Consider the following 26,744-nt stretch of genomic DNA (forward strand, 5'->3'; position numbering starts at 1 on the left):
GCCTCTTTTCGTTTATTGTTTTTTATAAAAAATTGACTTTGTAAAGTATACAAATAAGACAACTTCCACGGCTAGTAATCCTTCCACTATTAGTGGATTAGAAATCCAACCAACCTGAGATAGACTTGGAGCCAGATCAAAGAGGGCATGTAGACCATAAGCAGTTACTAGATAAATCCAATTCTTTTGACGGACTGCTTGATAAACCCAGAAAGAGAGACCAATTTGCATAACAAGAGCAAGCACACGCTCAACTCCGAGTAAATAAACCTGCCATACAGATAGAGATTGTACTGTTTCAAGTGTATTTTTGGGAAGGAGAGTTGCCAAATCTGGATTTGAAGACTCTAATAACGAAAAGAGGATCAAAAGACTAATCAAGCTTCCCATTCCGAGGTAGAGCAATTCCAAGCCACCATGACCAAGTCCATAGGCGAGGGCATCCGAATCTTCCAAAGCTCTCTTCTTCTCTAACCATTTAAAGAAGACAAGTCGGGCCGTTTCTTCAAACAAAGCAGCCATACAGATCCCGTAAATCACATAGAGAAGGGGATTTTCCGTCATGAGTGGAACTGTCCCATCCTTTTGTGGATGAAGAACTATAAGGTGAACAATTTTCTCCAGTACTTGAGATGAGACAAAAAATGCAACTGCCCCAAGTCCTAAAACTGAAAGGTTAATCTTGTACTTCTTTTTTGAGAACCAAATGGCAGCTATGAGAAATACAAATAAAGCTATCATTGTGATTATTACATGAATTTTCATACTTTTCTCCTTTTATTCAGCTTGATCGATATCTTTTTTCATCTCATCAACATTAAACTTAGCAAAGAGATACTGACGATCCTGGACAGGGAAACGTTGATCCAACTGATCAACAGCTCCAACCTCTACGATTCCTTCCTTGATGACAAAGTCCATGACATGACCTCCAAAGGTTAGGTCATCTGAAATAAAGTGCAAATGATAGCCTGCGACACTGACACCATGGAAAATTTCAGGTGTCCAGAATCCAACGATAGTCCCAGATACATTTTCGCAACTATATTCAGGCTGATGAGTCGCAACCTCAGCAAATTTCGTTTCGCTTGTCGATTTTGGAATCATGCGAACATGCATGTGTTTAAAATCACCATGAATCTTAATCGAACGGAAAAGATTTTCTCCATCATAGTAGGACTCAATACGTTTTTCTAGTTCCTGATCAGTCATTTCAAAACGCTGGCGGAAAATAACTTCTGCCTGGTGAGGTACAACTGCCGCATAAGGAATCAGAGCATCTGGCGACACTTCAACGATTTCAGGTTTATCACCTGACCCCTTAGCTTGATAGGCTTTACCATCTAAGACAATTAACTCCCCATCAATAGAGTCCAAGGTTCCTAGCCCTAAATCTCCATGTTCGAGTAACTCACCAACTGTCATAGTCCCGCCGTAAAGTCCTGCCATCAAGGCTCCCAAAGTATTATATTGGAATAATTTAACTGGTTCTTGCACCTTTATCATCTCACTCTTCTTTGAAAATTTACTTACTAAGTATATCACATTTCTGATTAGAATTGAATGCTAGACTACCTTTTAACATTGCCAAACATCTAAAAAAAGGGTACAATGTAACAAAATCAAGAGAGGTCTGGAATGAAGCAAAAAAGTAAGTACGAACAAGTTGTTCACTATCTAAAAGAAGAAATTGAATCAGGAAAACTTCAAACAGGAAGTCGTCTGCCTTCTATCCGAAAACTCAGTCAAGACTTCCACTGCAGTAAAGATACTGTGCAGCGTGCACTTTTGGAACTCCGATACGAGAAATACATTTACTCCAAACCTCAAAGTGGCTATTATGTTTTAGAACAACAAGCTAGCCACGAAGACCTCGTTATCTCGGTCAATGACGAACATGCTGCTGCCTATGATGATTTTCGTCTTTGTGTCAATGAAAGCTTGATTGGTCGAGAAAATTATCTCTACAACTACTATGAACACCAAGAGGGTTTAGAAGAATTACGAAAGTCTGTTCAGAAACTACTGTTTGACCAAGCTATCTATAGTAAACCCGATCAATTAGTCATGACAACTGGAACCCAACAAGCACTGTTTATTCTTTCTCAAATTGACTTTCCGAGTAAGGGCCAAGAAATACTGGTCGAACAACCAACCTATCACCGAATGAACCAACTTCTGCTGGCTCAAAATATTCCCTATCAAACCATTGAACGTCGCGTGGATGGCATTGACCTTAAAGAACTTGAGAAACATTTTAAAAGTGGTAACATTAAATTTTTCTACACCATTCCTCGATTCCACTATCCGCTGGGGCATTCATATTCTGAAGAGGAGAAACGTGCTATCCTTGATCTAGCAGCCAAATATCAAATTTATATCGTTGAAGATGATTATCTGGGAGACCTAGATCCTAAAATGGGACAAACCTTTCATTATTTGGACCAAAATGATTTGGTCATCTACATCAAGTCTTTTTCAACAAGTATTTTCCCTGCACTTCGAATCACTGCTCTCATACTTCCAAATGTTATGAAAGAAGCTTTTGTCTCTTATAAAAACATTCTGGACTATGATAACAACCTCATTATGCAAAAGGCTCTATCACTCTATATTGATAGTCAACTCTTTGAAAAAAATAGAGTAGCAAGATTGGCACTGCAAGAGAAAAGTCAAGACTTCATTCATAAGCTATTAAAATCTTATCCCCTTTCCCTACCAAACTATCCTCTCCATGATGGACTTTTGCTTGATCTCAGGAACTATCCTAAGATTGCAAGCCTCAAACATAGCTCTTTAAATCTAGACTTTTTCGAATCGTCCTACATTGAGACTTGCCCTTATCAATTTGCTAAGGTTCCTTTAGAAAGTCTTGAAACAACATTAAATTACTTAAAAACAGAGAGTGGGACAGAAATCGGTAATTCGTTAGAATTCGATTTCGTCGTCCCACCTCCGCACAGTTGAGTAAGGCTGTAAAAGCTGATGAAATCAGCGTAGTAGAGCCCACTCAACCACTGCGTCTTGCTTGATAATCCAATGACAATTGAGAGGCTAGGACTTTTGTCCCAGCCTCTGTTATTTTTTATTGCTCTACTTCTGTTAGCTTAGCAGCTTTTTCAAGATATGTTTGATAAGTACCGTCATCTTTTAGTTTTTGAATAACCTTATCAACTACTTCCTTCAAATCTGAGTTGCCTTTCTTGATAGCTACTGCATTTTCTTCGCCTTCTTTCATAGTCAAGCTTACTGTTGCAACAGCCAAGTCAGCATTTTTTGTTGCATAGCTGAGGGCTACTGGCTCATCCATATGAACAGCATCAACCTTACCTGATTGAAGTTCATTAACAGCTTCACCCATATTTGTCAATGAAGTCAACTGCGCTTTAGGAAGTTGCTCTTTTACCATAGATTCAGGGACAGTTCCTTTTTGAGCTGCAATATTTGCACTTGCTAGAGAATCTAAATCTTTGTATTTTTCAAGATCAGTTTTTCTGATTAGGAAGCTAATCTTGTTTTCATAGTAAGGAATTGAGAAATCAAAGACTTCTTTTCTTTCTTCAGTTGCACTGATTCCCGCAATGGCCAGATCTGCTTTCCCTGTTTGAAGGCTGGTCAAGACATTATCAAAACTCATGCTTGAAACTTCCAATTTCACTCCAAGTTCGTCAGCGATAGCTTGTGCCATATCAATATCAGCACCGACGACTTGGTTCTTGCCATCCACAAGTGCTTGAAACTCAAATGGTGCATAGTCTGGGCTAGTTGCGACCACTAATTTACCTTTTTGTTTGATTGCCTCTACTGCAGACTGTGAGCTTGAGCTAGATGATTGGCAAGCAACTAAAAAGAAACTTGCAAGAAAACTACATAAGACAAATATCCATTTTTTAAATTTCATAAATAAACAACCTCTCTGTCAATTTTGTATAATTATAACTCGGCAAACCTCGTTTGTCAAGTGTGAATTTAATATTTATTTATTTTTTCATTTTCTTAAACAAAAAAAGAAGCTTTTATTCATTATTCAGCTCCTTTTTCTGTATATTTAATCAATTTTACAATTCTACAATTTTACCTGTTTCAAAATAAACAACCCATTCACAGATATTCTTTGCATAGTCACCGATGCGCTCCAAGTATGAAATCACTTGGAAGTAATCACGACCTGTGACAATAGCATCTGGATTCTTTCTGATTTCTTCAGTTGCCAAATCACGAATATTTTCAAAATAATGGTTGATTTTTTCATCCATGGTTGCAACTTCATAGGCCTTATCAACAGATCCGTTCAGGTAAAGTTCGAGGGTTGTTTCCACGAAATCTTTCACATCGCGTCCCATCTTTTTGATTTCTTCTTCGACTGCTGGGATGCGTTGCTCCCCCTTCATACGAATGGTTGCCTCAGCAATGGATACAGCATGGTCTCCCATACGTTCCAAGTCTGAAACAGCCTTTAGAACTGTTAGAACTGTACGTAAGTCTTGTGATACTGGTTGTTGGAGGGCAATGATTTCAAATGATTTCTTTTCAAGTTTCAATTCGTATTCATTGACTTCTGCGTCTTGCTCGATGACTTCTTTAGCCAAGTCACGGTCATGGGTAACAAAAGCACGTACAGTACGATTGATTTGGGAAAGAACTTCTTGTCCCATGGCGTAGAATTGGTTATGCAATTTCTCTAAATCTTCTTCAAATTGAGATCGTAACATCTTTTTCTCCTTATCCAAATTTACCTGAAATGTAATCTTCTGTTTCCTTATGTTGTGGATAGAGGAACATTTCCTTGGTATCGTTAAATTCAATCAAATCTCCATTGAGGAAAAAGCCTGTTTTATCAGAGATTCGAGATGCTTGCTGCATGGAACGAGTAACCAATAGCATGGTGTACTTGTCCTTGAGACTATATAGGGTTTCTTCGATTTTTCCAGCCGAGATAGGGTCTAAGGCTGAGGTTGGCTCATCCAAAAGGATGATCTTTGGACTAGTTGCCAAAACACGGGCTACACAAACACGTTGTTGTTGTCCACCTGATAGACCAATTGCTGAATCATGCAAGCGATCCTTGACCTCATCCCAGATTGAAGCACGCTGTAGAGCTTTCTCCACAGCTTCATCCAAGACTTGCTTGTCTTTCTCTCCATTAATTCTTAGTCCATAAACAACATTTTCGTAGATAGACATTGGGAATGGATTGGGTTGTTGGAAAACCATCCCGATTTCCTTACGTAATTCAACCGTGTCGGTACGCGGACTATAGATATTGTGCCCATTATAAACCACTGATCCAGTTGTCGTCACTTCAGGATTAAGGTCACCCATTCGGTTAATAGCCTTAAGAAGTGTTGATTTCCCAGACCCTGACGGTCCTATAAGTGCTGTAATTTCCTTGGGTAGGAATGATAAGGAAACACTATTCAAGGCCTTCTTTTTGTTGTAATAAACAGACAGGTCTTTAACCTGTAAAATCGGTTCTGTCATACTGTTTCCTTTCTAACCAAAGTGTCCAGTTACATAGTCATTGGTAGATTGTAGCTTGGCATTTTGGAAAATGTTTGACGTTTTATCGTACTCAATTAAATCACCCAAGTAGAAAAATCCAGTGTAATCACTTGCACGCGCAGCCTGCTGCATACTGTGGGTCACGATGATAATGGTGAAGTCCTTCTTCAACTCCAACATAGTTTCCTCGAGCTGAGCTGTCGCAATCGGATCCAAGGCTGATGCCGGCTCATCCATTAAGAGAATGTCTGGTTTTACAGAAATAGCACGAGCGATACAGAGACGTTGCTGTTGACCACCTGAAAGCATCAAGGCTGACTTGTGAAGATCATCTTTGACCTGGTCCCAGAGGGCAGCCTGGCGAAGTGAGGTTTCTACAATTTCATCAAGAACTTTCTTGTCCTTAACTCCTGCACGTTCATGTGCAAAGGTAATGTTGCGGTAGATTGATTTAGCAAATGGGTTTGGACGTTGGAAAACCATTCCGATGTGTTTACGCATTTCATAAACATTGATTTCAGGACGGTTAACGTCAATTCCTTGATAGAGAATTTGTCCTGTAACCTTAGCAATATCAATGGTATCATTCATACGGTTGAGACTGCGTAGGTAGGTTGATTTCCCAGAACCTGACGGTCCAATCAAGGCCGTAATTTTATTTTTTTCGAATTGCATATCCACGCCCTTGATGGATTCATTTTTACCGTAGTAAACATGTAAATCCTTCGTAGAGAGTGCCACTTTTTCTTCTGGAAAAGTAATGATATGCCTTTCATCCCAATTATATTTTGACATGGCTTCTCCTTTAGGCTGCGGTTAATTTCTTATGTAGATAGCTTCCGAGTTTACGTGCTCCAAAGTTAAAGATCAAGATAAAGATGAGGAGCACCGCTGCAGAACCTGCTGAAACAAGTGTTCCATCAGGAATAGTTCCTTCACTGTTGACTTTCCAGATATGGACAGCCAAGGTTTCTGCTTGACGGAAGATTGAGATTGGACTACTTACGCTGAGAACATTCCAGTTAGACCAGTCAAGAGCTGGCGCAGATTGACCCGCTGTGTAGATAAGGGCTGCAGCCTCACCAAAGATACGACCTGAAGCAAGCACGATTCCCGTTACAATACCAGGTAGGGCTTCAGGAATAACGACATGAAGGACAGTTTCCCAACGAGAGATTCCAAGTGCTAAACCAGCTTCACGTTGCGTATGGTGAACGTGTTTCAAACTATCTTCAACATTACGAGTCATCTGTGGAAGATTAAAGACTGTTAAAGCCAAGGCACCTGAAATAATAGAAAATCCATACTCAAACTGAACTACAAAGATGAGATAACCAAAGAGACCTACAACAACGGATGGTAGAGAAGACAAGATTTCAATACAGGTACGAACGAAATTGGTAATACGACCTTTTTTAGCATATTCAGCCAAGTAAATCCCAGCTCCCATGGATAAAGGGACTGAGATAAATAAGGTAATCACCAAAAGGAAAAAGGAATTATAGAGCTGAATCCCAATACCACCACCTGCTTGGTAAGAAGATGATTTTCCAGTCAAGAAAGACCAAGAAACATGAGGCAAGCCTCGAACCAAGATATAAAGAATCAAGGAAGTTAGAATGGTCACAATGATTCCTGCGATGGTGTAGAGGACAGCTGTTGCAAGTTTATCTAATTTCTTAGCGTGCATAGTTTTTCTTTCCTCTTTCTTTCGTAATCAATTTAATCACACTGTTAAAGGCCAAGCTCATCAAGAGCAATACTAAGGCCAGTGACCAAAGAACATTGTTATCAACAGTTCCCATAACGGTATTACCGATTCCCATGGTCAAAACAGATGTCAGAGTCGCTGCTGGTGTCGTCAATGAAGTTGGAACAACTGCTGAGTTACCAACAACCATCTGAATAGCCAGGGCTTCACCAAAGGCACGCGCCATTCCGAAGACTACTGCCGTAAAAATACCTGAACGAGCAGCCTTCAAGGTTACACGCCAGATGGTTTGCCAACGAGTCGCCCCCATGGCTAAACTTGCTTCACGGTAGTGACGAGGAACCGCACGTAGGCTATCTGTTGTCATGAAGGTTACAGTCGGCAAAATCATAACAAAGAGAACGAAAATTCCTGATAAAATACCGAAACCTGTTCCACCAAAGACAGTACGTACAAATGGTACCACGACCTGCAAACCGATAAATCCATAAACTACTGAAGGAATCCCAACTAAGAGTTCAATAGCAGGTTGCAAAATCTTAGCTCCTTTTGGAGACACCTCTGTCATAAATACTGCTGCACCAATGGCAAATGGTGTTGCAATAAGAGCTGACAGGATGGTAACAATAAAGGAACCTAAAATCATTGGAAGGGCACCAAATTGTTTACCTGACGGATTCCAAGTTGCACCAAAAAGAAAATCAAAGATATTCACACCATTAACAAAGAAGGTTGACAAGCCTTTTTGGGCTACAAAGATCAAAATCATAGCAACAATGATAACAATCAAAGATAGGCAGGCAAAGGTTAGCCCTTTTCCTAATTTCTCAAGACGAGAGTTTTTTGAAGGAGAGAGCAATTTTTTTGATAATTCTTCTTGATTCATTATTGGCTCCCTTCTAGCGCTGTCACAGTACCTGCAGCATCTTTTTCAACCTTCATTTCCTTAACAGAAATATAGCCCATTCCTTTAACGATTCCATTCTGAGCTTCGTCTGAAAGGACAAAGTTTAGGAATTCGGCAACCAATTCATTTGGCTCACCAAGTGTATACATATGTTCATAAGACCACAAAGGCCAGTTATTCGTTGTAACGTTTTCTGAAATTGGCTCATAACCATTGAGCTTGATGGTCCCAACCGAATCATCAACATAAGCAAAGGCAAGGTAGGAAATAGCTCCAGGGGTTTGGGAAACGATGGACTTCACCATACCGTTTGAATCTTGCTCCTGACTTTGTATTGCAGATTTTCCATCCATAATCACACTGTCAAAGGTAGCACGAGAACCTGAGCTAGCAGCTCGGTTAATAATAGAGATAGCTAAATCCTTACCGCCGACTTCCTTCCAGTTGGTAATTTCTCCTGTAAAGATTTGTCGGAGCTGGTCTGTCGTCAGATTATCGACATCTACTTCTTTATTAATAATGACAGCTAATCCAGCAACAGCAACCTTATGGTCAACTAGCGCGGATTCATCGATTCCGTCTTTTTCTTCAGCGAACACATCAGAGTTTCCAACATCAACTGCACCAGACTGAACTTGAGATAGTCCAGTACCAGATCCACCACCTTGAACATTGACTGTTTTACCGATGTGAGCTGACGCAAACTCATCTGCTGCCGCCTCGACTAAAGGTTGAAGGGCAGTTGAACCGACAGCCGTCATAGACTCCCCACGATCAATCCAACTTGCACATCCTGCTAGCGAACCAGCAAGTAAAAGAGTTGCAAGAGAGATGGTGAGTTTTTTTAATTTTTTCACTATTTGTCTCCTTGAAAATAATGATGAATAGCTTGAATTTTCGCCCTTATTTTCTATTGTTTTCAGGGAAAATCCATATTTCAACTATAACATAGAATACAGTTTTTGACTAGTTTTTCACCTGAAACCTCAATCCCTTGGGAAAATAATTCTTCAAGGTATTTCCGGTTACTTTTGCAAAACCTAGACCATTTCCACCAACCAAAACTTGGTACCAACCATTTGGAAGAGTTTCAGCTAATTGGACCGTTTCACCAGCCACATATTTGACAAAGTCTTCTTGACGAATTTCGATTCCTTGCTTGACTTGACTTGGTTTTAGGGCTAGGCCAAGAGCAAAGCTTGGTTCAAAACGTTTTTTCTTAAAAGTTCCAAGATGAAGACCATTACGAGCTATCTTGAGTTTTCCTATATCAGGTAGGACTTCTGGCAAGAGATAAAGCTGGTCTCCAAAAACTTGTAGGACACCGGTCAGTTTTTCTTTAAGGTGTTTTTTCTCAAAATCCTGCCATAAGGAAATCTGTTCACGAGATAGGTTGGATTTAGAAGGTTTGAACTTCCCAGTCTTGTTTTGACCTTTAAACTGAAGATGAGCCACGAACTGACCTTCTCCCTTAAAGTGATGAGGGTACATTCTAGCTGTTTCAGGTAAATCAATCCCAGGTACCATTCCATTGATATGTTGGATTGGAACTAATTCAAAATGATAGCTATCCAGTAACCATTGGACGATTTCTTCGTTTTCTTCTGGCGCCCAGGTACAGGTTGAATAGACTAGTCGACCACCATCAGCCAACATGGTAACAGCATCTGCTAAAATTTCACGTTGTAAACTAGCGCACTGGCTAGGATAATCGACACTCCAATAATCCATAGCGTCAGGTTGTTTACGAAACATCCCTTCACCTGAGCAAGGTGCATCTAAAACGATCAGGTCAAAATAGCCTTTAAAAACCTTGGCTAAACGGTCTGCAGATTCATTGGTCACAACGACATTAGTCGCACCGAAGCGTTCCATATTTTCAACTAAAATCTTTGACCGTTTGCTTGAAATCTCATTTGAAACAAGAAGACCGTCTCCTGCAAGATAGGAGGCCAGTTGAGTGGATTTCCCACCGGGAGCCGCTGCCAAGTCTAAGACCTTCATACCTGGCTTTGGCTGGGCTACTTGAGCGACCATTTGTGCGGCAGGTTCTTGTGAATAGACCAAGCCAGTTACATGTTCTGGTGATTTCCCTGAAACCTTCCCATAGTAGCCCCAGGGTGTATTGGGAATAGCATCTGAAAAAGAAAGCTGTCTTTCTTTTAAAGGGTTGATACGAAAAGCAGAAACAGCCTCATCATCAAAAGAGGCAAGAAAAGCTCTTGCCTCATCTCCCAATATTGTTTCGTATTTTTTTACAAATCCATCCGGAAATTGCATGTAGGTTTATTTCCTTTCATAGATATAGGATTGAATCTCATCTTTCATCTCGACTGGCACCATCATAACGGCCTGTCGTGTTTGAAAATCGACTTCCTCGCCAGCAATCGTAAAAACCTTATAACCCAAACTCTCACCTAGAATACTTGCAGCCGCATAATCCCAAGGTTGTAAATAAGTGATATAAGTTAAAAGTCGACCTGACAGCACCTTAGCAAAACTAATAGCGGCGCTGCCATAAACTCGTGTCCCAAGTGCAGCATTTCCCAAATCCGCTAAGCCCCATTCGTTAGTCGCTAACATTCCAGAATTACCAGCTACCAAAAATTCTCTCAAGGGTTTCTTTTTAAAGAGTGGTAAAAGTTCGTCATTGCGACAGGGCGGGAAGTCTCCTCCACCATGGTAACAATCACCCTTCATAACATCATAAATAATACCAAACTTACCAACACCATCCTCAAAATAGGCCAGCATAACAGCAAAATCTTCACCTTGTGCTACGAAGTTGTTGGTTCCATCAATAGGATCAATAATCCATACAGAACCTTGTCCTACTGCTGCACGCACGCAGCCTTCTTCTGCACAAAATAGATCATCTGGATAGCGAGAACGGATTCTTTTAATAAGTAAGTCTTGAACTTCTTTATCTAACTTAGTTACCAAATCTGTAGGGGAAGACTTTTTCTCAACATGGAGATCTTCTTTCATATGCTGGAGAATGTATTCCCCAGCTTCCCTGACAATTTCTTTGGCAAATGTAAATTTATTTTCCAAGTGAAATCTTCCCTTCTCCTTTTTCTTTGGCCAACTGGACTGCACGGTAGAAAGAGTATCCACTAACTGATTCAAACTCACGTCCCAAACGTTTTTCTTCGCTCTTGCTAGGCACAACTGACTTGAATACCTTGTAGGAATCTAATAGTTTCTTAGCATCTACCTGTGTCTCATAGGCAGCTTCAACATCATTAAAAAAAGAAAGCACTGAAGCAAGTTCTTCAGTGCTCCACGACAAATCTAGTGGGTAACTATACTGTTTATTCATCTAATTAATACCAGCTCTTAATGTAGCTTCTTTCAATTCTTGCTTACGATAACTACGAGGAAGAAATGCACGAATCTCATCTTCATTAAAGCCAATCTGCATACGTTTATCATCAATGATGATTGGACGACGCAAAAGACTAGGATATTGCTCAATTAAATTAAGCAACTCTGTCACCGAGATACTTTCCACATCGATATTTAACTTTTGGAAAATTTTTGAACGAGTTGAAATGATGTCATCGGTACCGTTTTCGGTCAAGGAAAGAATGTGTTGCAATTCTTTTCTTGATAAAGGACTGGTCATAATGTTGTGCTCTTGGAAAGGCACTTTATGATTATCAAGCCAGGCCTTTGCCTTACGACATGATGTACAACTCGGTGATAAAAATAGTGTAATCATGCTATTCTCTACTTTGCATACTTTTCTAACTCTATTATACAAAAAAATAAAGCGCTTGACTAGTTATTTCCGTAAAAAAACCTACTTTTTAAAGAAAAATAAGTTTTTCGTAAAATTTTTAAAACATTTTTATGCATTTATTCTCTTTTCGGTAATTTTTTCCAACTTAGTAGATAAACGAATCCAAAAATTAACTCATACAAGCAGAAAAATAGGAGAAAGGCATGCAGGAAAAAATCCTCTGGTAAAATAAGAATGACCGAATCTTTAGCGGGATCAAAAAGCCAGGTATCATCACCTACAAATAGAATCTGATGAAACAAGGTAAAGAATTGTTCAAAACCAATGAAGACGCCAACTAAACCAAGAACCAAAGGTAAAGACAGCATAATCAAGAGACCCCTGCGATATAGAGACAGAAAACCTTTCTGAATGACTTGCTTCCAAAAAAGGTAGAAAATCGGTAGAGTTACGATTGCTACTCCTTGCGCTAGGTGAAAGAGTCCCTTTACAACCACAAAGTGGTGAATTCCAGAAGCAGACGAAGGAAAATCTGGCATTGCTAATACTTGACTCAATGGATTGGTCAAATAATCCATCAAAACATTAAAGTTATGTTGGATGGTCTGAGGTTGGACATGAACACGACTAGTCAAGTTTAACCAAGAAATCTCCAGAGGGTATACCAACCAAGACAGGTAGATGGTCAATAAAATAGCAAGCGAGAGGAGAAAGAGAATACTTCCTACAAAAGTAAATTTAGTTTTCATCGAAATTCCACTCCGATAGACTTGAGAGGACATGGGTTGGGGCGATTGGTAAATCCGCTACTTCTTCAGGTTTTGTAAATCCTGTCGTCACCAAAAGGCTAGGGATCCCATTGTCAATACCAGCGCGAATATCAGTAAGATAATTATCCCCCACCATGACAATTTCTTGGCGTTCAAGTCCTAGGTGTTCAACAGCCTTATCCATAATAATCGCGTTTGGTTTTCCAATATAAACTGGTTTTACGCGAGTTGCTGCTTCAAGAAGAGTAATCAGTGAACCAGCACCAGGTAAAAGTCCACGTTCTGTTGGAATATTTAAATCTGGATTGGTGCCGATAAAATGAGCACCTTTATGGATAGCTAGGGTTGCAGTAGCAAATTTTTCATAGTCAACTTGCCAGTCCAAACCTACAACCACATAGGCTGGATTTTCTTTATCTTCAACATAACCAGCTGCTTGAATAGCTTCCTTGAGCCCTGCTTCTCCAATCACATAAACGGTCTTTTCAACCCCCAGGTCATTCATGTAATCAATGGTCGCTAAGGTTGCAGTATAGATTGTCGATACAGGCGTATCAATATTAAACTGATTTGCCAACATCTCTTGGACACTTTCAGGTGTACGAGTAGTGTTGTTTGTTACAAAAAGATAGGGAATCTCTCTCTTTTGTAACTCGTGAACAAATGCTTCACCAGCTGGGATCCTATCTTTTCCTTTATAAATTGTACCGTCTAAATCAATTAAATAGCCTTTATAAGTCATATATTACTTTCTAATCTGTGTTAATTTCTTGCCAAATTATCTTTGCCTGAGCATTAATATCGCCATCACTTGTGACTTGGTGATTGCTTTCTAGTTGATTCAATTCGTAACTAGAAGTAATCATACCACCTGGTCTAACTTCCTTGACATACTTGAGGTTGATTTTTTTAGGAATATGATTGGTTAGGAAATCTGCCCCCATAACCTCAAAAATCCAGTCCAGATATTTGCTGTTATTGACGTGACCATTCATATCCAAGTCATAAAAACGAACATGGTAGTCCTTGTTAATCGCGTTTTCTAACTCTGTGTATTTTGGTCCACGGACTAGTTTCTTAGAAAACTCAGACTGATAAGGGGCGACAATTTCTGGAACTACAGGATGAACCTTCCGACTATCACGATCCATAAGAACAAAGGTAGCTACCATGCGAATGATTTCTTGACCATCTTCATCATAAATAGTAAATCGGCGGTAGCAAAATAGACGATTGTAAGTCAAGGCTTCCGTTTCAATTGTGATTTCCTCATCAAATTGAGGTAAACGTACAACATCGATATCATAATCAGTGATAATCCAGACTAGATTATACTGTTCTAAAACATCCTTGTCACTCACTCCTAGATTAATTGATTGCATTCCTGATACTTGCAGGGACAACAAAATAACATCTGGCAACTTGATATGGCCATTCATATCAGCCATATCAAAAGGAATTTTCATCTTCATTTGATAAGTTAAGCCCATAATTCTACTCCAATATAAATCGTTCTGCTACTGTATCTCCTAAAAAGAGACCTTTTTTTGTCATTCGTATTTGTTGACCTTCTACTTGTAAAAGACCTTGATGACATAAATCTCTTACAACTTGACCATATAAATTTTCAAAAGATGTGCCAAATTTTTCTTCGAATCTTGCTTTTGAAACTCCTGTCTTCTTGCGAAGTCCAAGAAACATCTCTTCTTCCATTTGTTCCCTTAGACTCAGGTGTTCCTCATTGATGCGAGCATTGCCTTCTTCTACTGCCTTTAGATAATGGCGGATAGGGCCATGGTTTTTATAGCGAACACCGTTTACATAGCCAGACGCACCTGCACCTATACCATAATACTCAGCATTATCCCAGTACATAAGATTGTGACGACTTTCAAAGCCAGGTTTTGAAAAATTTGAAATTTCGTAATGCTCAAAACCAGCACGCTCTAATTCAGCAATGATATATTCGAACATTTCAGCTTCTACTTCTTCTTTAGGAAGTGGTAATTTCCCACGACGCATACGATTCATAAAGACCGTATGGTTTTCTAGAATCAAACTATAAAGGCTCATATGAGGTATATCAAGAGCGATGGCCTTGGCAACATTGTCCTTGACCTGGTCCATAGTCTGACCAGGAAGAGCGTAGATCAAGTCAATGGAAATATTATCAAACCCTGCTAACTTGAGACGATCTATATTTTCATAGATATCTTTCTCTAAATGACTACGACCAATTTTTTTCAGCATTTTATCATCAAAGGTTTGGACGCCCAATGAAACACGGTTGACTGCTGAATTTTTCAAAACTGCAATCTTATCCTCATCCAAATCACCAGGATTAGCCTCAATGGTTAATTCTTCTAAGACTGACAAATCTAAGTTTTTAGTCAATCCATCCAGAAGCACCTCTAACTGTGGCGCAGACAAGGCTGTCGGTGTACCTCCCCCAATATAGAGAGTACGCAACTTCTGAATGTCATAAGAATGAAATTCTTGCAGTAGATGTTCTAGATAGCTGTCTACTGGTTGATTTTTAATAAAGACCTTAGAAAAGTCACAATAATAACAGATTTGTGTGCAAAATGGAATGTGCACATAAGCTGATGTTGGTTTCTTCTGCATAGTATTTATTATACCACAAAGACTTCCCTCAATAAAAAAATCACCATCTCCGACTCTAAGGGAATCAAAAATGGTGATTTCTATTTTAATCTTCTTCGATTTCGATGATGATTTCTTGACCGTCTTCTGGGTCTTCAACAACTACTTTTTCTTCCAATTGTTCCTTGAGATTGTTCAAGGTCTCTTTTGAAGCTTCAGTCGCTTGTTGAGCTAAAGATTTAGATTTTTCAAGAACTGAATCCAAAGTAATTTTGCCTGATTCTACTTGTTCTTTTGTCTTTAGAACAAAATCTCTGGTTTGTTCTTTGACTTCTGTCAATTTTTCAAGAGCTTGTTCCTTAGCATATTCTGGATCTTCTCTCAGATCTTCAATAAAGTCTTGTGCTTGACTAGTAACACGTTTCCCTTTTTCACTTGTTAGAAACAAAGCAACAGCTACACCTGAAACAGTTCCTAAAAGGATTGATGATAATTTACCCATGAGTTATCTCCTTTTTATTTTTTGAAAAACTTACTTGCGACACGAATAGCTGATAAGCCTGCGCTAGTCTTTAATGTTTTTGAACCTGCAGATGATGCTTTTTTACTCAAGACACGAGCCTGCTCATTTAAATCAGAAACAGAAACAGAAAGGTCTGCAACTGCTGTAAAGAGTGGATCAATGGTTGCAACTTTGATATTGATATCATCCGCAAGAACATTGACCTTGGCAAGAAGTTCGTTTGTGTGATGTAGAGTAACATTTACATCTGAAGTTAGCGTTTTAACAGTATTTTCTGTTTCATCAATTACACGTCCAACTTTTTGAAGGGTAATAATCAAATAAACAATAAATACAGTCAAGGCAATAGCCACAATAATATAAGCAACTTCTAACATTTTAATTCTCCTTTTTTACATTATAAAATGGTGCTTTTTTCCGATTTTGATAAACGATAATATAAATACCAAGTCCAATTAATAGAACAGACAACCACTGAGATACTCGAAGTCCAAAGAACATGAGACTATCTGTACGCATGCCCTCAATAATCATACGTCCAAAACCATACCAAATTAAGTAAAAGGCTGTGATATGACCACGACGAATGCCATTTAATCGGCGTCTAAAAATAACAATTAAAGCAAACCCAATCAGATTCCAGATAGATTCGTATAAGAAGGTTGGTTGACGATAAGAACCATCAATATACATCTGATTCTTAATAAAACCAGGTAAATAATCAAGGTTTTCTACAACTGCTCCGTAAGCTTCTTGGTTAAAGAAGTTCCCCCAACGTCCTAGACTCTGAGCAATCATTACACTCGGAGCTGCAATATCCAAGAAATCCCAGGTATTGATTAATTTACGGTCTGCGAAAATATAAAGTACAATCGCTCCGGTAATTAGACCGCCGTAAATCGCAAGACCACCATTCCAGACAGCAAATATCTCCCCTAAATGTTGGCTATAATAGTCAAATTTAAAAATAACATAGTAAAGTCTCGCGCCGATGATTGACAAAGGAAATGCCACTAAGATAAAGTCCAGAATATCTTCTGATAAGATTTTCTTTTTAGGAGCTTCTTTACTTGCCAAATATACCGCTAAGATAAGGCCTGAAACGATACAAAGTGCATACCATCTAATGGCAAATGGACCTATTTGAAAAGCAACTGGATCAATCATTTTGCACCTCGTTCTTTTCAATTAATTTCGTCAATCTTTCTTCAAAGAGACGTGTCGCATCAAAGCCCATTTCCTTAGCACGATAGTTCATGGCAGCAGCTTCAATGACCACAGAAATATTGCGACCTGTTTTTACAGGAATCCGAATACGCGGAATAGAAACACCTGAAATTTCCAACTCTTCAGCATTATTTCCTAAGCGGTCAAAGGTCTTATGTGTATCGTAATTTTCCAAATAAACAGCTAGCTGAACTTGTGAAGAATCCTTAACTGCACTAGCACCGTATAGACTCATGACATCAATGATCCCTACTCCACGAATTTCTAACAAATGTTTCAAAATTTCAGCAGGTTCACCCCAGAGAGTCATTTCATCCTTAGAATAGATATCTACTCGATCGTCTGCCACCAAGCGGTGACCACGTTTAACTAGTTCTAAACCTGTCTCACTCTTACCAATTCCACTATCACCTTGAATCAAAACACCCATACCATAGATATCCATTAGGACACCGTGTACACTAGTACGTTCTGCTAGACGAGAATCAAGATAGCTAGAAAGTTCTCCAGACAAACGACTGGTTGCTGTACGACTAGTTAAAATCGCAATTTTACATTCTCTGGCTGCCTTCAACATTTCCTCTGGAACTACCAAACCACGCGCAACAATAACTGCTGGTGTTTCTGGTAGGAACATTTTTTTCAAAACAGTGTAACGATTTTGAGAAGGCATAGAGACTAGATAAGACCATTCCTTCATCCCCAACAATTGAATACGCTCTGGAGTATAGTAATCAAAATAGCCTGTCATTTCAAGACCAGGTCGCGTTATATCTGCAGTATTAATTTCCTTTTCAAGTAATTCAGGCTCCCCATAGACAATGTCTAATCTAAGCTTCTCAATTACTTCTTTTACTGAAACCGACATATATTCCTCCTTCAATTGAGTTCTCTTACTATTATATCAGATTGTAGGAAGAAGTTTGTGTTTTTTACCGTGTTTACACTATTAATTTATCTGATAATATTTGAACGATACAAAAAAGGATTAAACAACAAATTGTTGTCTAATCCTTCTGACTATTATTTCATAATAGATAGTGTACTTTAGTTATCTTGTTTCTTTAAGCCCAAGACTCCAAGACCAGCTACCAAGAGTGCTACTCCTGTTGCAAACAATGATTCCTTAGAACCAGTATTTGGCAATTCCTTTTTAGATTCAGATGTTGTAGACGTAGTTTCAGGTCTTGTTTCTTCAGTTGTTTTACCTGAAGGAGTTTCTTCACTTGATTTACCTGGAGTTGTCTCAACTGTTGTAGTAGTGGTAGTTGATTTTTCTGTTGTTGTAGTTGTTGAAGTAGTCGTTGGCTCTTCTGTCATTGTCGTTGTTGAAGTAGTCGTTGGCTCTTCTGTTGTTGTCGTTGTTGAAGTAGTCGTTGGCTCTTCTGTTGTTGTGGTTGTTGAAGTAGTCGTTGGCTCTTCTGTGGTCGTTGTTGAAGTAGTCGTAGTACTAGTTGTTGTTGTCGTAGTTTGTTCTACTTTTTTATACCAGTGGATACGATTTCCTTCACGGTCTTTTTCTGTTTTTACAAACTCATATCCATCAATAGTAGCTGGATCTTTCCAACCCTTATCCTGTGGTTTAAGACTTTCTTTTGTATCGATATCTTTGTAGTCTGTGACAAGCGTATCAAGAACTAATTGTGCACCTGCAGAGTCATTAATGATACGGTAAATATAGATACCCTTTGAATTTTTCCCATCAATAGTTGCCGTAGCTACTTTCGAAACATCATATTGCATTTTTTCAAGATCAATCTTAGATTTATCGATGATATTAATACGGTTTTGACCAACACCGAAGAATACACCTAATTCTTTTGGAACATCTCCTGAAATCATTTCAAACGTGATTTTCTTATCTGTAATAGAAGTGACTTTGAATGTTGGCTCAACACCTGTCGGGAATACATATGCGCCATATTCATTGACTTCATATGTACTATATACAGGCAAGATAAATCTTGAAGTAAATGTATCTCCTACTTTGAGTGCAGTATCACCACTTGTTTTCCACTCGATACCTGAAGCATCATTGAGTTCTAACTCAACAGTTGAACCAACTTTCATACCTTCACTTCCACGAACTTGGAATTCTGTATATGTTTCATATGAACCATCTGCATTGAACTTAATTGTATTTCCAGAAGGTGTAAAGTTAATTGAATTTGTCTCAGTAGCAAATTGTTCTACTTTCGGAATATCTACTGTACTTGTCACAGAAGAAGATCCCACTTTAATCACTTGGTTTAAAGTGTAGTCTTTATTTGCGATTACAGCTCCATTATAAGCGTTATCTGATGTAATTTGGAACTTGACTTGTTTCAATACATCTGGTTTTTCAGCTTCAATAGCTTTCGTAAATGTAACTTTTAGTGTAGCACGTGTTGATTCTAATTGAGCTTGTTCCATTTGAGCTTTGTCGTTAGAACCTTGACGTGCTTTATTGACGTTTTCAAACGAAACAATTGAAATTTTACCAATTGTCTTACCTTCGTAAGTGACATCCTTACCATTTAATTGATTTAAGATAGCGACGTTTTCTAATGTAACTGTAACATAGTCGCCTTCTTTCACATCATCTTCTGTAATTGAAAAAGAAAGGTCTACATCTGTATAGTATTCATAATATTTAATGTCATGATTTTTAATAGTACCAGTCACTTCTGCAGCTACTTCTCTAGCTTCACGTGCAGGAGTTTCTGTAGTTGTTACAGCTTCAGCACTTGTTGTTGCTTCAGCACTTGTTGTAGAAATTTGCTCAGCTGTCGTTGCTTCTTCAGCAGTAATAATTTCTTGACTTTGAAGTGCAGCCAAAAGCACTCCAGTAGACAACAAAGTGATCAATAATTTTCCAAACCTTTTCTGGTTTTTCATCCCCATTTACCTCCGTGTAAAATTACACCATTTTAATATGATTTTACTATATTTGTCTATTTAATTCAACTAAAATACATAATTTGTTTTATAACTAAAATAAAAAGATTTTTTACTATTAAGTTTGAACTTTTTCCAATTCATAAATAATCATTGAAACATGTAAAATTATTCGGGTCTTAAGAATACAAAAAAGACTAGACAAGTCTAGCCTTTCATTTTAAATTAGAATTTTTTACGTTTACGAGCTGCTTCTGATTTACGTTTACGTTTTACAGAAGGTTTTTCATAGAATTCACGTTTGCGTGTTTCTTGAAGAGTACCAGCTTTAGTAACCGCACGTTTGAAACGACGAAGTGCATCGTCAAGAGATTCATTCTTACGTACTACTGTTTTAGACATTTTTTTCACTCCCTTCAAGTTCAAGATCTATTCTATTTTACATGGATAAGAGCTATTTGTCAAGACTAAAATGCTTTATTCCATGAATTTCCACTATTAATTTCAAACTTGATATTATCACTTTTTTATAAAAAATAATTTATTAAGTAGGAAGATTTATATACACTCATTAAATTGAAAAGAGAGCCTTTCGGCTCTCTTTAAGATAGTGTAGATTTTCTAAAAATTATTATTTAGTAAATTTACGTTTCATAACAACTGTTCCTGACATGATTACTACACCAGCCAATACAAGTACTAGGCTTGTAGCTTCACCGGTAAATGGAAGACCTGGTTTGTCTTCGGTTGTTGTAGAACGAGCTGGTTCTGGAGTCGTAGTTGAACGACCTGGCTCTAGTGTTGTAGCAGGATGACCTGGTTCTTCTGTTGTCGTTGTTGTAGTTGTTGGGTCAGGAACAGGAGTACCGTTTCCGCCACCGTTTCCTGGGTAATATGGGATTGTTGTAGTTGTTGTAGTTGGTGTTGGGGCTTCAGTTGTTGTTGGAGCCTCTGTTGTTGGAGCTTCAGTTGTTGTTGGAGCTTCAGTCGTTGTTGGAGCTTCAGTTGTTGTTGGAGCTTCAGTTGTTGTTGGAGCCTCTGTTGTTGTTGGAGCTTCAGTTGTCGTTGGAGCTTCAGTCGTTGTTGGAGCTTCAGTTGTCGTTGGAGCTTCAGTTGTTGTTGGAGCTTCAGTTGTTGTTGGAGCCTCAGTTGTTGTTGGAGCCTCTGTTGTTGTTGGAGCTTCAGTTGTTGTTGGAGCTTCAGTTGTTGTTGGAGCTTCAGTTGTTGTTGGAGCTTCAGTTGTTGTTGGAGCTTCAGTTGTTGTTGGAGCCTCTGTTGTTGTTGGAGCCTCTGTTGTTGTTGGAGCCTCTGTTGTTGTTGGAGCTTCAGTTGTTGTTGTGGTTTGTTCTTTTGGATTGACAATTGTTTTGGTAACTGACTTATCTGCTCCAAAATCTGTTGCATTTACTTCTGTATCTGCAGCATTCATAACATAACCTTTTGGAGCTTCAACCTCTGTGAGAATATACTTATCTTTTAAAAGACCAGTTACTGTAATTTTTCCTTCAGCATCTGTAACGTATTCTCCAATAACTTGATTATTAGCTTGTCGTACGACTTTAAACTTAACACCAGCTACTGGTTGATTTTCATCATCAACTTTATGAATATTAATTGTAAATACGTAACCAACCCCTGAACCACCTGCTACTTGAACGACAGTGGATTGCTCAACATATTTAACAGCCTTCCCTTTACCTTTTAACACAGCATCATTATTTAATTTTTCTCCGTCTGCTGGTGAATAATTGGCTTGAACTTTATATTCAATTCGATATTGATCTGACTCTGTGATGTCACCAAGTTGTACAACAAATGATTGGCCATCTTCACTTACTGTAACAGTATGTTGGTCTGTCACATCTGTTCTATCAGTAAATTCCCAAAGACCATTGACATAGTCAAACTTACCTTTGATAATACGAATACTATCTTTAATATAAGATGCATTCGAAAACTTCAATGTGTCTTCTACTGTAGCATCTTGAAGACTTTCCTTAGTACGGTTGATTGAAATGGTATAAGAGAGTGTCTTTTGATCTTCACTACTTACCCATCCTGTTTTAGAAAACAACACAGGGTTTCCATCTCCAACACCGGTGAAGTTAACTTTTCCAACTACTTGTGCTTTCCCATTAATCGTTACCTCGACAGGGATTTCTCCTTCTTCAGGGTGTTTTTGGAAATCTACTCGAGTATAAACATAGAAAGAACCTTTGGTATCAGAGTGTTTTTCAACATAATCAGTATAGGTTAAGACGATATGTTTTTTTGTTTCATCAATCTGAGCATTTGCGATAATTTCATTTGTTTTCTCATCACGAATTTCAAAGTTTTGGGATTCTATATATAGAAAATCTGATAAATCAACTGTAGTTGTATCGCCAGCTTTAACATTTTTATCTGTTAAGTCATAATTTGCATTTAGCTTAAATGTAACCCACTGCTGCAAATCTTTATCAAGATTACCACCTTTTTCATTCGTAATATTGAGTGAAGTAATTGTGTCAACAGTCTTACTATTAGACGTAGTAGCCGATGTTTCAGCAGCAGCTTTTGTTAAGCTTAGTGAAACAAATACAGTTAATATACAAACAATGAAAAAGATAAACGATAGTTTTTTCTTATTCATTTTCATGTCTCCTTTAAATTATTAGTTTATTAAAACTAGTACAGTATACCAATATTTACATTCTATGTCTACTTTTATAACTAAAATAAACCAAAAAAAATTATCAAGATTACTTTTAGATATTAAATATGTCTTTTAAATCTAATAATAATATAAATCTATTATTGAGAATCGTTTCTTACAACCTTTTCATTTAAAATAGATAATCATTGTTTGTAAATAAAAAGGAGAGAGCAATGCTCTCTCCTCTCTAAAGAAACTTATCTAATATTATTTAGAAAATTTACGTTTCATAACTACAGTTCCTGACATGATTACCACACCAGCCAATACAAGTACTAGGCTTGTAGCTTCACCAGTAAATGGAAGACCTGGTTTGTCTTCTGTTGTTGTAGAACGAGCTGGTTCTGGAGTCGTAGTTGAACGACTTGGTTCTGGTGTTGTAGTAGGACGACCTGGTTCTTCATTAGTCGTTGTTGTTGTAGTTGTTGTAGTGCCGCCGTTACCACCACCGTTTCCTGGGTAATATGGGATTGTCGTAGTTGTTGTAGTTGGTGTTGGGGCTTCAGTTGTTGTTGGAGCCTCAGTTGTTGTTGGAGCTTCAGTTATTGTTGGAGCCTCAGTTGTTGGAGCTTCAGTTGTTGTTGGAGCTTCAGTCGTTGTTGGAGCTTCAGTCGTTGTTGGAGCTTCAGTCGTTGTTGGAGCTTCAGTCGTTGTTGGAGCTTCAGTCGTTGTTGGAGCTTCAGTCGTTGTTGGAGCTTCAGTTGTTGTTGGAGCTTCAGTTGTTGTAGTGTAAGTGTTTGTGAACTTACGAGTTGAATCTGCTTCTTTAACAGTTGCAACTAGTTTACCTTCGCCATTATCTACTACTAAGACATGGATTGTATAACTTTCAGTTGAGTATGTAACTCCTTCTTCTGAACCAGCTTTTTCTGTCAACACGTATTCGTGCTCGCCTGCTTCAGTGTATGAAAGTTTGAAGGCTACTTCGTTTGTTGCAACTTCAACACCCTCAACTTCTTTACCGTTTGATGATGTTGCGATGACATTTCCGCCTTCGCTCAATTCAAACTCAAATTGTTCTTTAGCAAGTTCTTTACCAACTAATTCTTTAGTTGCTTTGATAACTGCTTCTGTTGGTGATACTTTATATTTGTTTGTAAACTTACGAGTTGAATCTTCTTCTGTTACAGTAGCAACTAGTTTACCTTCTCCATTATCTACTACTGAGACATGGATTGTGTAGCTTTCTTTAGAGTATGTGACTCCTGCTACTGATCCGGCTTTTTCTGTCAACACGTATTCGTGCTCGCCTGCTTCAGTGTATGAAAGTTTGAAGGCTACTTCGTTTGTTGCAACTTCAACACCCTCAACTTGTTTACCATTTGATGATGTTGCGATGACGTTTCCGCCTTCACTCAATTCAAACTCAAATTGTTCTTTAGCAAGTTCTTTACCAACTAATTCTTTAGTTGCTTTGATAACTGCTTCTGTTGGTGATACTTTATAAGTATTTGTAAACTTACGAGTTGAATCTTCTTCTGTTACAGTAGCAACTAGTTTACCTTCTCCATTATCTACTACTGAGACATGGATTGTGTAGCTTTCTTTAGAGTATGTGACTCCTGCTGCTGAACCAGCTTTTTCTGTCAACACGTACTCGTGCTCGCCTGCTTCAGTGTATGAAAGTTTGAAGGCTACTTCGTTTGTTGCAACTTCAACACCCTCAACTTCTTTACCATTTGATGATGTTGCGATGACATTTCCGCCTTCGCTCAATTCAAACTCAAATTGTTCTTTAGCAAGTTCTTTACCAACTAATTCTTTAGTTGCTTTGATTACAGCTTCTGCTGGAGTTGCTTTATATGTGTTTGTAAACTTACGAGCTTCGTCTGCTTCTGTAACAGTAGCTACGAGTTTACCTTCACCGTTATCTACAACTTTAACATGAACTGTATAGCTTTCTTTAGAGTATGTAACTCCTTCTGCTTCACCAGCTTTTTCTGTAATTGTATATTCATGATCTCCAGCTTCAGTATAGAGAACTGAGAAGACTACTTCATCTGTTGCTGCTTCAACACCATTAACTGTCTTACCGTTTGATGATGTTGCAATGACTTTTCCACCTTCGCTCAATTCAAACTCAAATTGTTCTTTAGCAAGTTCTTTACCAACTAATTCTTTAGTTGCTTTGAATGTAGCACGAGCAGGTGATGGCTCATATGTATTTGTTAAAGTAGGTGTTTGAGTTGTAACCTCAGCTTTAAGTGTTCCACCTTCAGCTTTGACAACAACTGTTACTTCGTATGAGTTTTCATCAAATGTGATACCAGGAACTTTTGTTTCAGTATTTTCTTTGATGACATAGTTGTAGGTACCAGGACCTTTAGCTTTCAAACCTTCAAATGTGATGCTTCCATCTGCTTTGTTTGTTGTTGAAGCAATTGGAGTAGTCAAGTTGTTTGCATTGTACAAATCAAACTTGAACTCACCATCTTTCAAGGCTACTGGACGATTTCCAGCAATTACTTTCTTAGCAGTAATTGAGAAATCTGCTGCGATTGGTTCGTCTTGAAGGTTAATCTTAGAACCTTCGGCTCCAAGAACTACCTTATATTCTTTTTCATCAAGAGTATATCCAGTAGGAGCTGTTTTCTCTTTGATGATGAATGTCTTACCGACATATTTCTGATCAAACTCATCAGAGATTGCCACACCTTTTTCATTTGTAGTCAATTCTGTAGAGATAGTCCCATCTTCTGACTTAACTGTGTAAACCGCACCTGCAACTGGAACCAATGTGAAGGCATTTGTCTTGTTGATCTTAATCTTGAAAGCTGTAGAAGCTTCGATTTGTCCTTTTACAAGAGATACACGTTCAGCTTTGAAATCCAAATTTGTACGATTACTACGTTGAGTAATTGCAGTACCATCTGCTGTAGTCAACTGGATAACGTTTTGAACTTTGCTACCGTCACCAGGTGTAGTTGTATGATATTCAACCCAGTATGATTTAGAACCATCTGCAAAGATAAGCTTGAACTGAGTATAGTTCTCATTCCAAGCTACAGTATAGTCAGTATCTTCTACCATCTTCTTAGCATCAGATGGAACTTGAGAAGTACCATCGTTCAATGTAGCAGAAGAATAAACTACCAATGATTCTGGAATGTATTGGATAGCCGAAAACTCAGCTGTATTTGGAAGGAAGTCGTTTAATACTAAGTTCTTACCATAGTCTTGTCTTCCGGTGTTGACACGAATTCTCCATGGAGAATAGATATCTCCTTTACCTACTGAACCAATTGCTGCTAACTTTGCTGAAGTCCATTCTTTACTTACTACATCGTTACCAACCTTAGCATAGTTTTCGAAACCTTCTTGCTTACTGTCAACTGTTTTAGATGTAAAGGTATGTGTAATTGTTTTACCAACACCCTTGTTTTCAAAAGTTAGTGGTGTTGCTGTTTGGTCACTCTTGAACAAGAAAGTAATTGCATAATTTCCTTTTACGCCTTTAACGATATCCCCGCCTGTTTTAGCTTGGAACTCATCAAGGTTCTTCAAAGTAACACGTGCCTTTCCACCTTGGTTATCACCATTAGCAGTAACAACTACTGTACCGATATTAACTTTTGTTCCCTTATCGAACAATTCAGTCGTTCCATTATAGACAGTTACCGGTGTAGGAATATCTACATCAAAGTAATCGCCATTGGCCAATTTACCATCATATTGCTTGAGGTCAAATTGAACAAAGAACTGATTTGATCGATTGGTAATAATCTGATAAGTACCGTCTGCATTCGGTTCCAATTTGGAATCCGACATGTTGAGGACACTTATATCAGTTACTACACTCGTTAATTCTTTCCCATCTGCATAAGCGACATTGGTTGATAAGAATAACGCGCTCAAGAAGGTCAGAACTGATACAAAAAATATTAAAGACGGCTTTTTCTTTAACTTTTTCACCATTATATGTTTCCTTCTTTCCTTATTTTTTAAATATATTGAATTATTAACTAACTCAACATTATAGTACTATAATTCAGTCTTAAAGTCAAAGAAATCGAGGGCGAACCCCCCTTAATTTAACATGCTTTTGCTAAAATCTTAAATTTTTGAAATTTTTAGAATTTTTCCTTTTATAGCATACATTTTTTTTGAAATTACGAAACATAAAAAGAGCGATAATTCAAATCTTTGATAGTGTAAATTTATAAACCATTCGAAAATTTTCGAA

26 protein-coding genes are annotated in these 26,744 nt (G+C 38.2%); 1 reads left to right on the forward strand and 25 read right to left on the reverse strand.

The genetic code is table 11. From position 1 onward, the window contains the following. Positions 1 to 12: 12 nt before the first annotated feature. Together LG369_RS05040 and budA are read right to left on the reverse strand one after the other, a co-directional pair. Positions 13 to 765, reverse strand: coding sequence for a YhfC family intramembrane metalloprotease (locus tag LG369_RS05040; protein ID WP_225750464.1), 753 nt, complete (start codon positions 763 to 765; stop codon positions 13 to 15). A gap of 12 nt (positions 766 to 777) precedes the next feature. Beyond that, positions 778 to 1,506 carry an acetolactate decarboxylase gene (gene budA / locus LG369_RS05045; RefSeq protein ID WP_070678061.1) on the reverse strand — a complete coding sequence of 243 codons (729 nt, stop codon included), beginning with the start codon at positions 1,504 to 1,506 and terminating at the stop codon, positions 778 to 780. A 132-nt stretch (positions 1,507 to 1,638) separates the two neighbouring features. On the opposite strand from budA, the gene LG369_RS05050 reads away from it, so the two are divergent. Further along, the gene (locus LG369_RS05050) at positions 1,639 to 2,967 is read left to right on the forward strand and encodes a PLP-dependent aminotransferase family protein (RefSeq protein WP_225750465.1); all 1,329 of its coding nucleotides are present in this window, start codon (positions 1,639 to 1,641) and stop codon (positions 2,965 to 2,967) included. A gap of 118 nt (positions 2,968 to 3,085) precedes the next feature. Here the strand turns inward: LG369_RS05050 and LG369_RS05055 are convergent, their stop codons facing one another. The 23 genes from LG369_RS05055 to LG369_RS08495 all read right to left on the reverse strand — a co-directional run bounded on the left by LG369_RS05055 (position 3,086) and on the right by LG369_RS08495 (position 26,476). Next, a complete protein-coding gene (locus tag LG369_RS05055; protein WP_225750466.1) occupies positions 3,086 to 3,901 on the reverse strand; it encodes an ABC transporter substrate-binding protein in 816 nt (271 codons plus the stop codon). A gap of 157 nt (positions 3,902 to 4,058) precedes the next feature. Then, a complete protein-coding gene (gene phoU / locus LG369_RS05060; protein WP_004252561.1) occupies positions 4,059 to 4,712 on the reverse strand; it encodes a phosphate signaling complex protein PhoU in 654 nt (217 codons plus the stop codon). A 10-nt stretch (positions 4,713 to 4,722) separates the two neighbouring features. Continuing rightward, the gene (gene pstB, locus LG369_RS05065) at positions 4,723 to 5,481 is read right to left on the reverse strand and encodes a phosphate ABC transporter ATP-binding protein PstB (RefSeq protein ID WP_004252559.1); all 759 of its coding nucleotides are present in this window, start codon (positions 5,479 to 5,481) and stop codon (positions 4,723 to 4,725) included. Between the two features lie 12 nt (positions 5,482 to 5,493). After that, positions 5,494 to 6,297, reverse strand: coding sequence for a phosphate ABC transporter ATP-binding protein PstB (gene pstB, locus LG369_RS05070; RefSeq protein WP_004252558.1), 804 nt, complete (start codon positions 6,295 to 6,297; stop codon positions 5,494 to 5,496). Positions 6,298 to 6,307: 10 nt separating this feature from the next. Then, complete coding sequence (gene pstA / locus LG369_RS05075) at positions 6,308 to 7,192, reverse strand: phosphate ABC transporter permease PstA (protein ID WP_225750467.1); 885 nt, start codon at positions 7,190 to 7,192, stop codon at positions 6,308 to 6,310. Beyond that, positions 7,182 to 8,099, reverse strand: a complete 918-nt coding sequence (pstC, locus tag LG369_RS05080) for a phosphate ABC transporter permease subunit PstC (protein ID WP_006148223.1) — start codon at positions 8,097 to 8,099, stop codon at positions 7,182 to 7,184. The genes pstA and pstC overlap by 11 nt, the downstream gene beginning before the upstream one ends. Continuing rightward, entirely contained in the window at positions 8,099 to 8,977 is an 879-nt protein-coding gene (locus LG369_RS05085; RefSeq protein ID WP_225750468.1) for a phosphate ABC transporter substrate-binding protein PstS, read from the reverse strand. Before LG369_RS05085 ends, pstC begins: the two co-directional genes overlap by 1 nt. A gap of 109 nt (positions 8,978 to 9,086) precedes the next feature. Then, complete coding sequence (locus LG369_RS05090) at positions 9,087 to 10,400, reverse strand: RsmF rRNA methyltransferase first C-terminal domain-containing protein (protein WP_225750469.1); 1,314 nt, start codon at positions 10,398 to 10,400, stop codon at positions 9,087 to 9,089. Between the two features lie 6 nt (positions 10,401 to 10,406). Beyond that, complete coding sequence (locus LG369_RS05095; RefSeq protein WP_004252551.1) at positions 10,407 to 11,174, reverse strand: inositol monophosphatase family protein; 768 nt, start codon at positions 11,172 to 11,174, stop codon at positions 10,407 to 10,409. Then, a complete protein-coding gene (locus tag LG369_RS05100; RefSeq protein ID WP_004252549.1) occupies positions 11,164 to 11,442 on the reverse strand; it encodes a UPF0223 family protein in 279 nt (92 codons plus the stop codon). The genes LG369_RS05095 and LG369_RS05100 overlap by 11 nt, the downstream gene beginning before the upstream one ends. Next, positions 11,443 to 11,844, reverse strand: a complete 402-nt coding sequence (locus LG369_RS05105; protein WP_006148218.1) for a Spx/MgsR family RNA polymerase-binding regulatory protein — start codon at positions 11,842 to 11,844, stop codon at positions 11,443 to 11,445. It abuts the gene before it with no gap. A 137-nt stretch (positions 11,845 to 11,981) separates the two neighbouring features. Continuing rightward, on the reverse strand, positions 11,982 to 12,614 hold the full coding sequence (locus LG369_RS05110) for a TIGR01906 family membrane protein (RefSeq protein WP_004252546.1): 633 nt from the start codon (positions 12,612 to 12,614) through the stop codon (positions 11,982 to 11,984). Next, on the reverse strand, positions 12,604 to 13,377 hold the full coding sequence (locus tag LG369_RS05115; RefSeq protein ID WP_070678045.1) for a TIGR01457 family HAD-type hydrolase: 774 nt from the start codon (positions 13,375 to 13,377) through the stop codon (positions 12,604 to 12,606). Before LG369_RS05115 ends, LG369_RS05110 begins: the two co-directional genes overlap by 11 nt. Positions 13,378 to 13,387: 10 nt before the next feature. Beyond that, positions 13,388 to 14,125 carry an acyl-[acyl-carrier-protein] thioesterase gene (locus tag LG369_RS05120; RefSeq protein ID WP_004252538.1) on the reverse strand — a complete coding sequence of 246 codons (738 nt, stop codon included), beginning with the start codon at positions 14,123 to 14,125 and terminating at the stop codon, positions 13,388 to 13,390. Positions 14,126 to 14,129: 4 nt separating this feature from the next. Continuing rightward, complete coding sequence (gene hemW / locus LG369_RS05125) at positions 14,130 to 15,260, reverse strand: radical SAM family heme chaperone HemW (protein WP_225750470.1); 1,131 nt, start codon at positions 15,258 to 15,260, stop codon at positions 14,130 to 14,132. A gap of 85 nt (positions 15,261 to 15,345) precedes the next feature. Beyond that, entirely contained in the window at positions 15,346 to 15,741 is a 396-nt protein-coding gene (locus LG369_RS05130; protein WP_225750471.1) for a YtxH domain-containing protein, read from the reverse strand. Between the two features lie 14 nt (positions 15,742 to 15,755). Then, complete coding sequence (locus tag LG369_RS05135) at positions 15,756 to 16,139, reverse strand: DUF948 domain-containing protein (protein ID WP_225750472.1); 384 nt, start codon at positions 16,137 to 16,139, stop codon at positions 15,756 to 15,758. Position 16,140: 1 nt separating this feature from the next. After that, on the reverse strand, positions 16,141 to 16,929 hold the full coding sequence (lgt, locus tag LG369_RS05140; RefSeq protein WP_074324898.1) for a prolipoprotein diacylglyceryl transferase: 789 nt from the start codon (positions 16,927 to 16,929) through the stop codon (positions 16,141 to 16,143). Beyond that, positions 16,922 to 17,857 (reverse strand): HPr(Ser) kinase/phosphatase, encoded by a 936-nt coding sequence (hprK, locus tag LG369_RS05145; protein ID WP_004252528.1) that lies wholly within the window; start codon positions 17,855 to 17,857, stop codon positions 16,922 to 16,924. Before hprK ends, lgt begins: the two co-directional genes overlap by 8 nt. A 179-nt stretch (positions 17,858 to 18,036) precedes the next feature. Then, the gene (locus LG369_RS05150) at positions 18,037 to 19,866 is read right to left on the reverse strand and encodes an LPXTG cell wall anchor domain-containing protein (RefSeq protein ID WP_225750473.1); all 1,830 of its coding nucleotides are present in this window, start codon (positions 19,864 to 19,866) and stop codon (positions 18,037 to 18,039) included. 225 nt (positions 19,867 to 20,091) lie between these two features. Beyond that, positions 20,092 to 20,268: a 30S ribosomal protein S21 gene (gene rpsU, locus LG369_RS05155; RefSeq protein ID WP_000048054.1), complete on the reverse strand. Its 177-nt coding sequence runs from the start codon at positions 20,266 to 20,268 to the stop codon at positions 20,092 to 20,094. 229 nt (positions 20,269 to 20,497) lie between these two features. Next, positions 20,498 to 22,498, reverse strand: coding sequence for an Ig-like domain-containing protein (locus LG369_RS08490; protein WP_263973919.1), 2,001 nt, complete (start codon positions 22,496 to 22,498; stop codon positions 20,498 to 20,500). Between the two features lie 270 nt (positions 22,499 to 22,768). Continuing rightward, complete coding sequence (locus tag LG369_RS08495) at positions 22,769 to 26,476, reverse strand: Spy0128 family protein (RefSeq protein ID WP_263973920.1); 3,708 nt, start codon at positions 26,474 to 26,476, stop codon at positions 22,769 to 22,771. Positions 26,477 to 26,744 lie beyond the last annotated feature (268 nt).

Source organism: Streptococcus sp. Marseille-Q4154 (genome assembly GCF_916700545.1).
GTDB lineage: Bacteria > Bacillota > Bacilli > Lactobacillales > Streptococcaceae > Streptococcus > Streptococcus infantis_I.

What these genes read in the sequence shown, in the direction of transcription:
- LG369_RS05055 (WP_225750466.1), bottom strand. Translation starts at nt 3,901, where the DNA reads ATGAAATTTAAAAAATGGATATTTGTCTTATGTAGTTTTCTTGCAAGT.
- LG369_RS05110 (WP_004252546.1), bottom strand. Translation starts at nt 12,614, where the DNA reads ATGAAAACTAAATTTACTTTTGTAGGAAGTATTCTCTTTCTCCTCTCG.
- LG369_RS05130 (WP_225750471.1), bottom strand. Translation starts at nt 15,741, where the DNA reads ATGGGTAAATTATCATCAATCCTTTTAGGAACTGTTTCAGGTGTAGCT.
- LG369_RS05105 (WP_006148218.1), bottom strand. Translation starts at nt 11,844, where the DNA reads ATGATTACACTATTTTTATCACCGAGTTGTACATCATGTCGTAAGGCA.
- pstC (WP_006148223.1), bottom strand. Translation starts at nt 8,099, where the DNA reads ATGAATCAAGAAGAATTATCAAAAAAATTGCTCTCTCCTTCAAAAAAC.
- LG369_RS05050 (WP_225750465.1), top strand. Translation starts at nt 1,639, where the DNA reads ATGAAGCAAAAAAGTAAGTACGAACAAGTTGTTCACTATCTAAAAGAA.
- pstB (WP_004252559.1), bottom strand. Translation starts at nt 5,481, where the DNA reads ATGACAGAACCGATTTTACAGGTTAAAGACCTGTCTGTTTATTACAAC.
- phoU (WP_004252561.1), bottom strand. Translation starts at nt 4,712, where the DNA reads ATGTTACGATCTCAATTTGAAGAAGATTTAGAGAAATTGCATAACCAA.
- LG369_RS08490 (WP_263973919.1), bottom strand. Translation starts at nt 22,498, where the DNA reads ATGAATAAGAAAAAACTATCGTTTATCTTTTTCATTGTTTGTATATTA.
- hprK (WP_004252528.1), bottom strand. Translation starts at nt 17,857, where the DNA reads ATGTCGGTTTCAGTAAAAGAAGTAATTGAGAAGCTTAGATTAGACATT.
- pstB (WP_004252558.1), bottom strand. Translation starts at nt 6,297, where the DNA reads ATGTCAAAATATAATTGGGATGAAAGGCATATCATTACTTTTCCAGAA.
- LG369_RS05135 (WP_225750472.1), bottom strand. Translation starts at nt 16,139, where the DNA reads ATGTTAGAAGTTGCTTATATTATTGTGGCTATTGCCTTGACTGTATTT.
- LG369_RS05115 (WP_070678045.1), bottom strand. Translation starts at nt 13,377, where the DNA reads ATGACTTATAAAGGCTATTTAATTGATTTAGACGGTACAATTTATAAA.
- LG369_RS05040 (WP_225750464.1), bottom strand. Translation starts at nt 765, where the DNA reads ATGAAAATTCATGTAATAATCACAATGATAGCTTTATTTGTATTTCTC.
- budA (WP_070678061.1), bottom strand. Translation starts at nt 1,506, where the DNA reads ATGATAAAGGTGCAAGAACCAGTTAAATTATTCCAATATAATACTTTG.
- rpsU (WP_000048054.1), bottom strand. Translation starts at nt 20,268, where the DNA reads ATGTCTAAAACAGTAGTACGTAAGAATGAATCTCTTGACGATGCACTT.
- hemW (WP_225750470.1), bottom strand. Translation starts at nt 15,260, where the DNA reads ATGCAGAAGAAACCAACATCAGCTTATGTGCACATTCCATTTTGCACA.
- LG369_RS05150 (WP_225750473.1), bottom strand. Translation starts at nt 19,866, where the DNA reads ATGAAAAACCAGAAAAGGTTTGGAAAATTATTGATCACTTTGTTGTCT.
- LG369_RS05120 (WP_004252538.1), bottom strand. Translation starts at nt 14,125, where the DNA reads ATGGGCTTAACTTATCAAATGAAGATGAAAATTCCTTTTGATATGGCT.
- LG369_RS08495 (WP_263973920.1), bottom strand. Translation starts at nt 26,476, where the DNA reads ATGGTGAAAAAGTTAAAGAAAAAGCCGTCTTTAATATTTTTTGTATCA.
- lgt (WP_074324898.1), bottom strand. Translation starts at nt 16,929, where the DNA reads ATGATTGATCCAGTTGCTTTTCAAATAGGTCCATTTGCCATTAGATGG.
- LG369_RS05100 (WP_004252549.1), bottom strand. Translation starts at nt 11,442, where the DNA reads ATGAATAAACAGTATAGTTACCCACTAGATTTGTCGTGGAGCACTGAA.
- LG369_RS05090 (WP_225750469.1), bottom strand. Translation starts at nt 10,400, where the DNA reads ATGCAATTTCCGGATGGATTTGTAAAAAAATACGAAACAATATTGGGA.
- pstA (WP_225750467.1), bottom strand. Translation starts at nt 7,192, where the DNA reads ATGCACGCTAAGAAATTAGATAAACTTGCAACAGCTGTCCTCTACACC.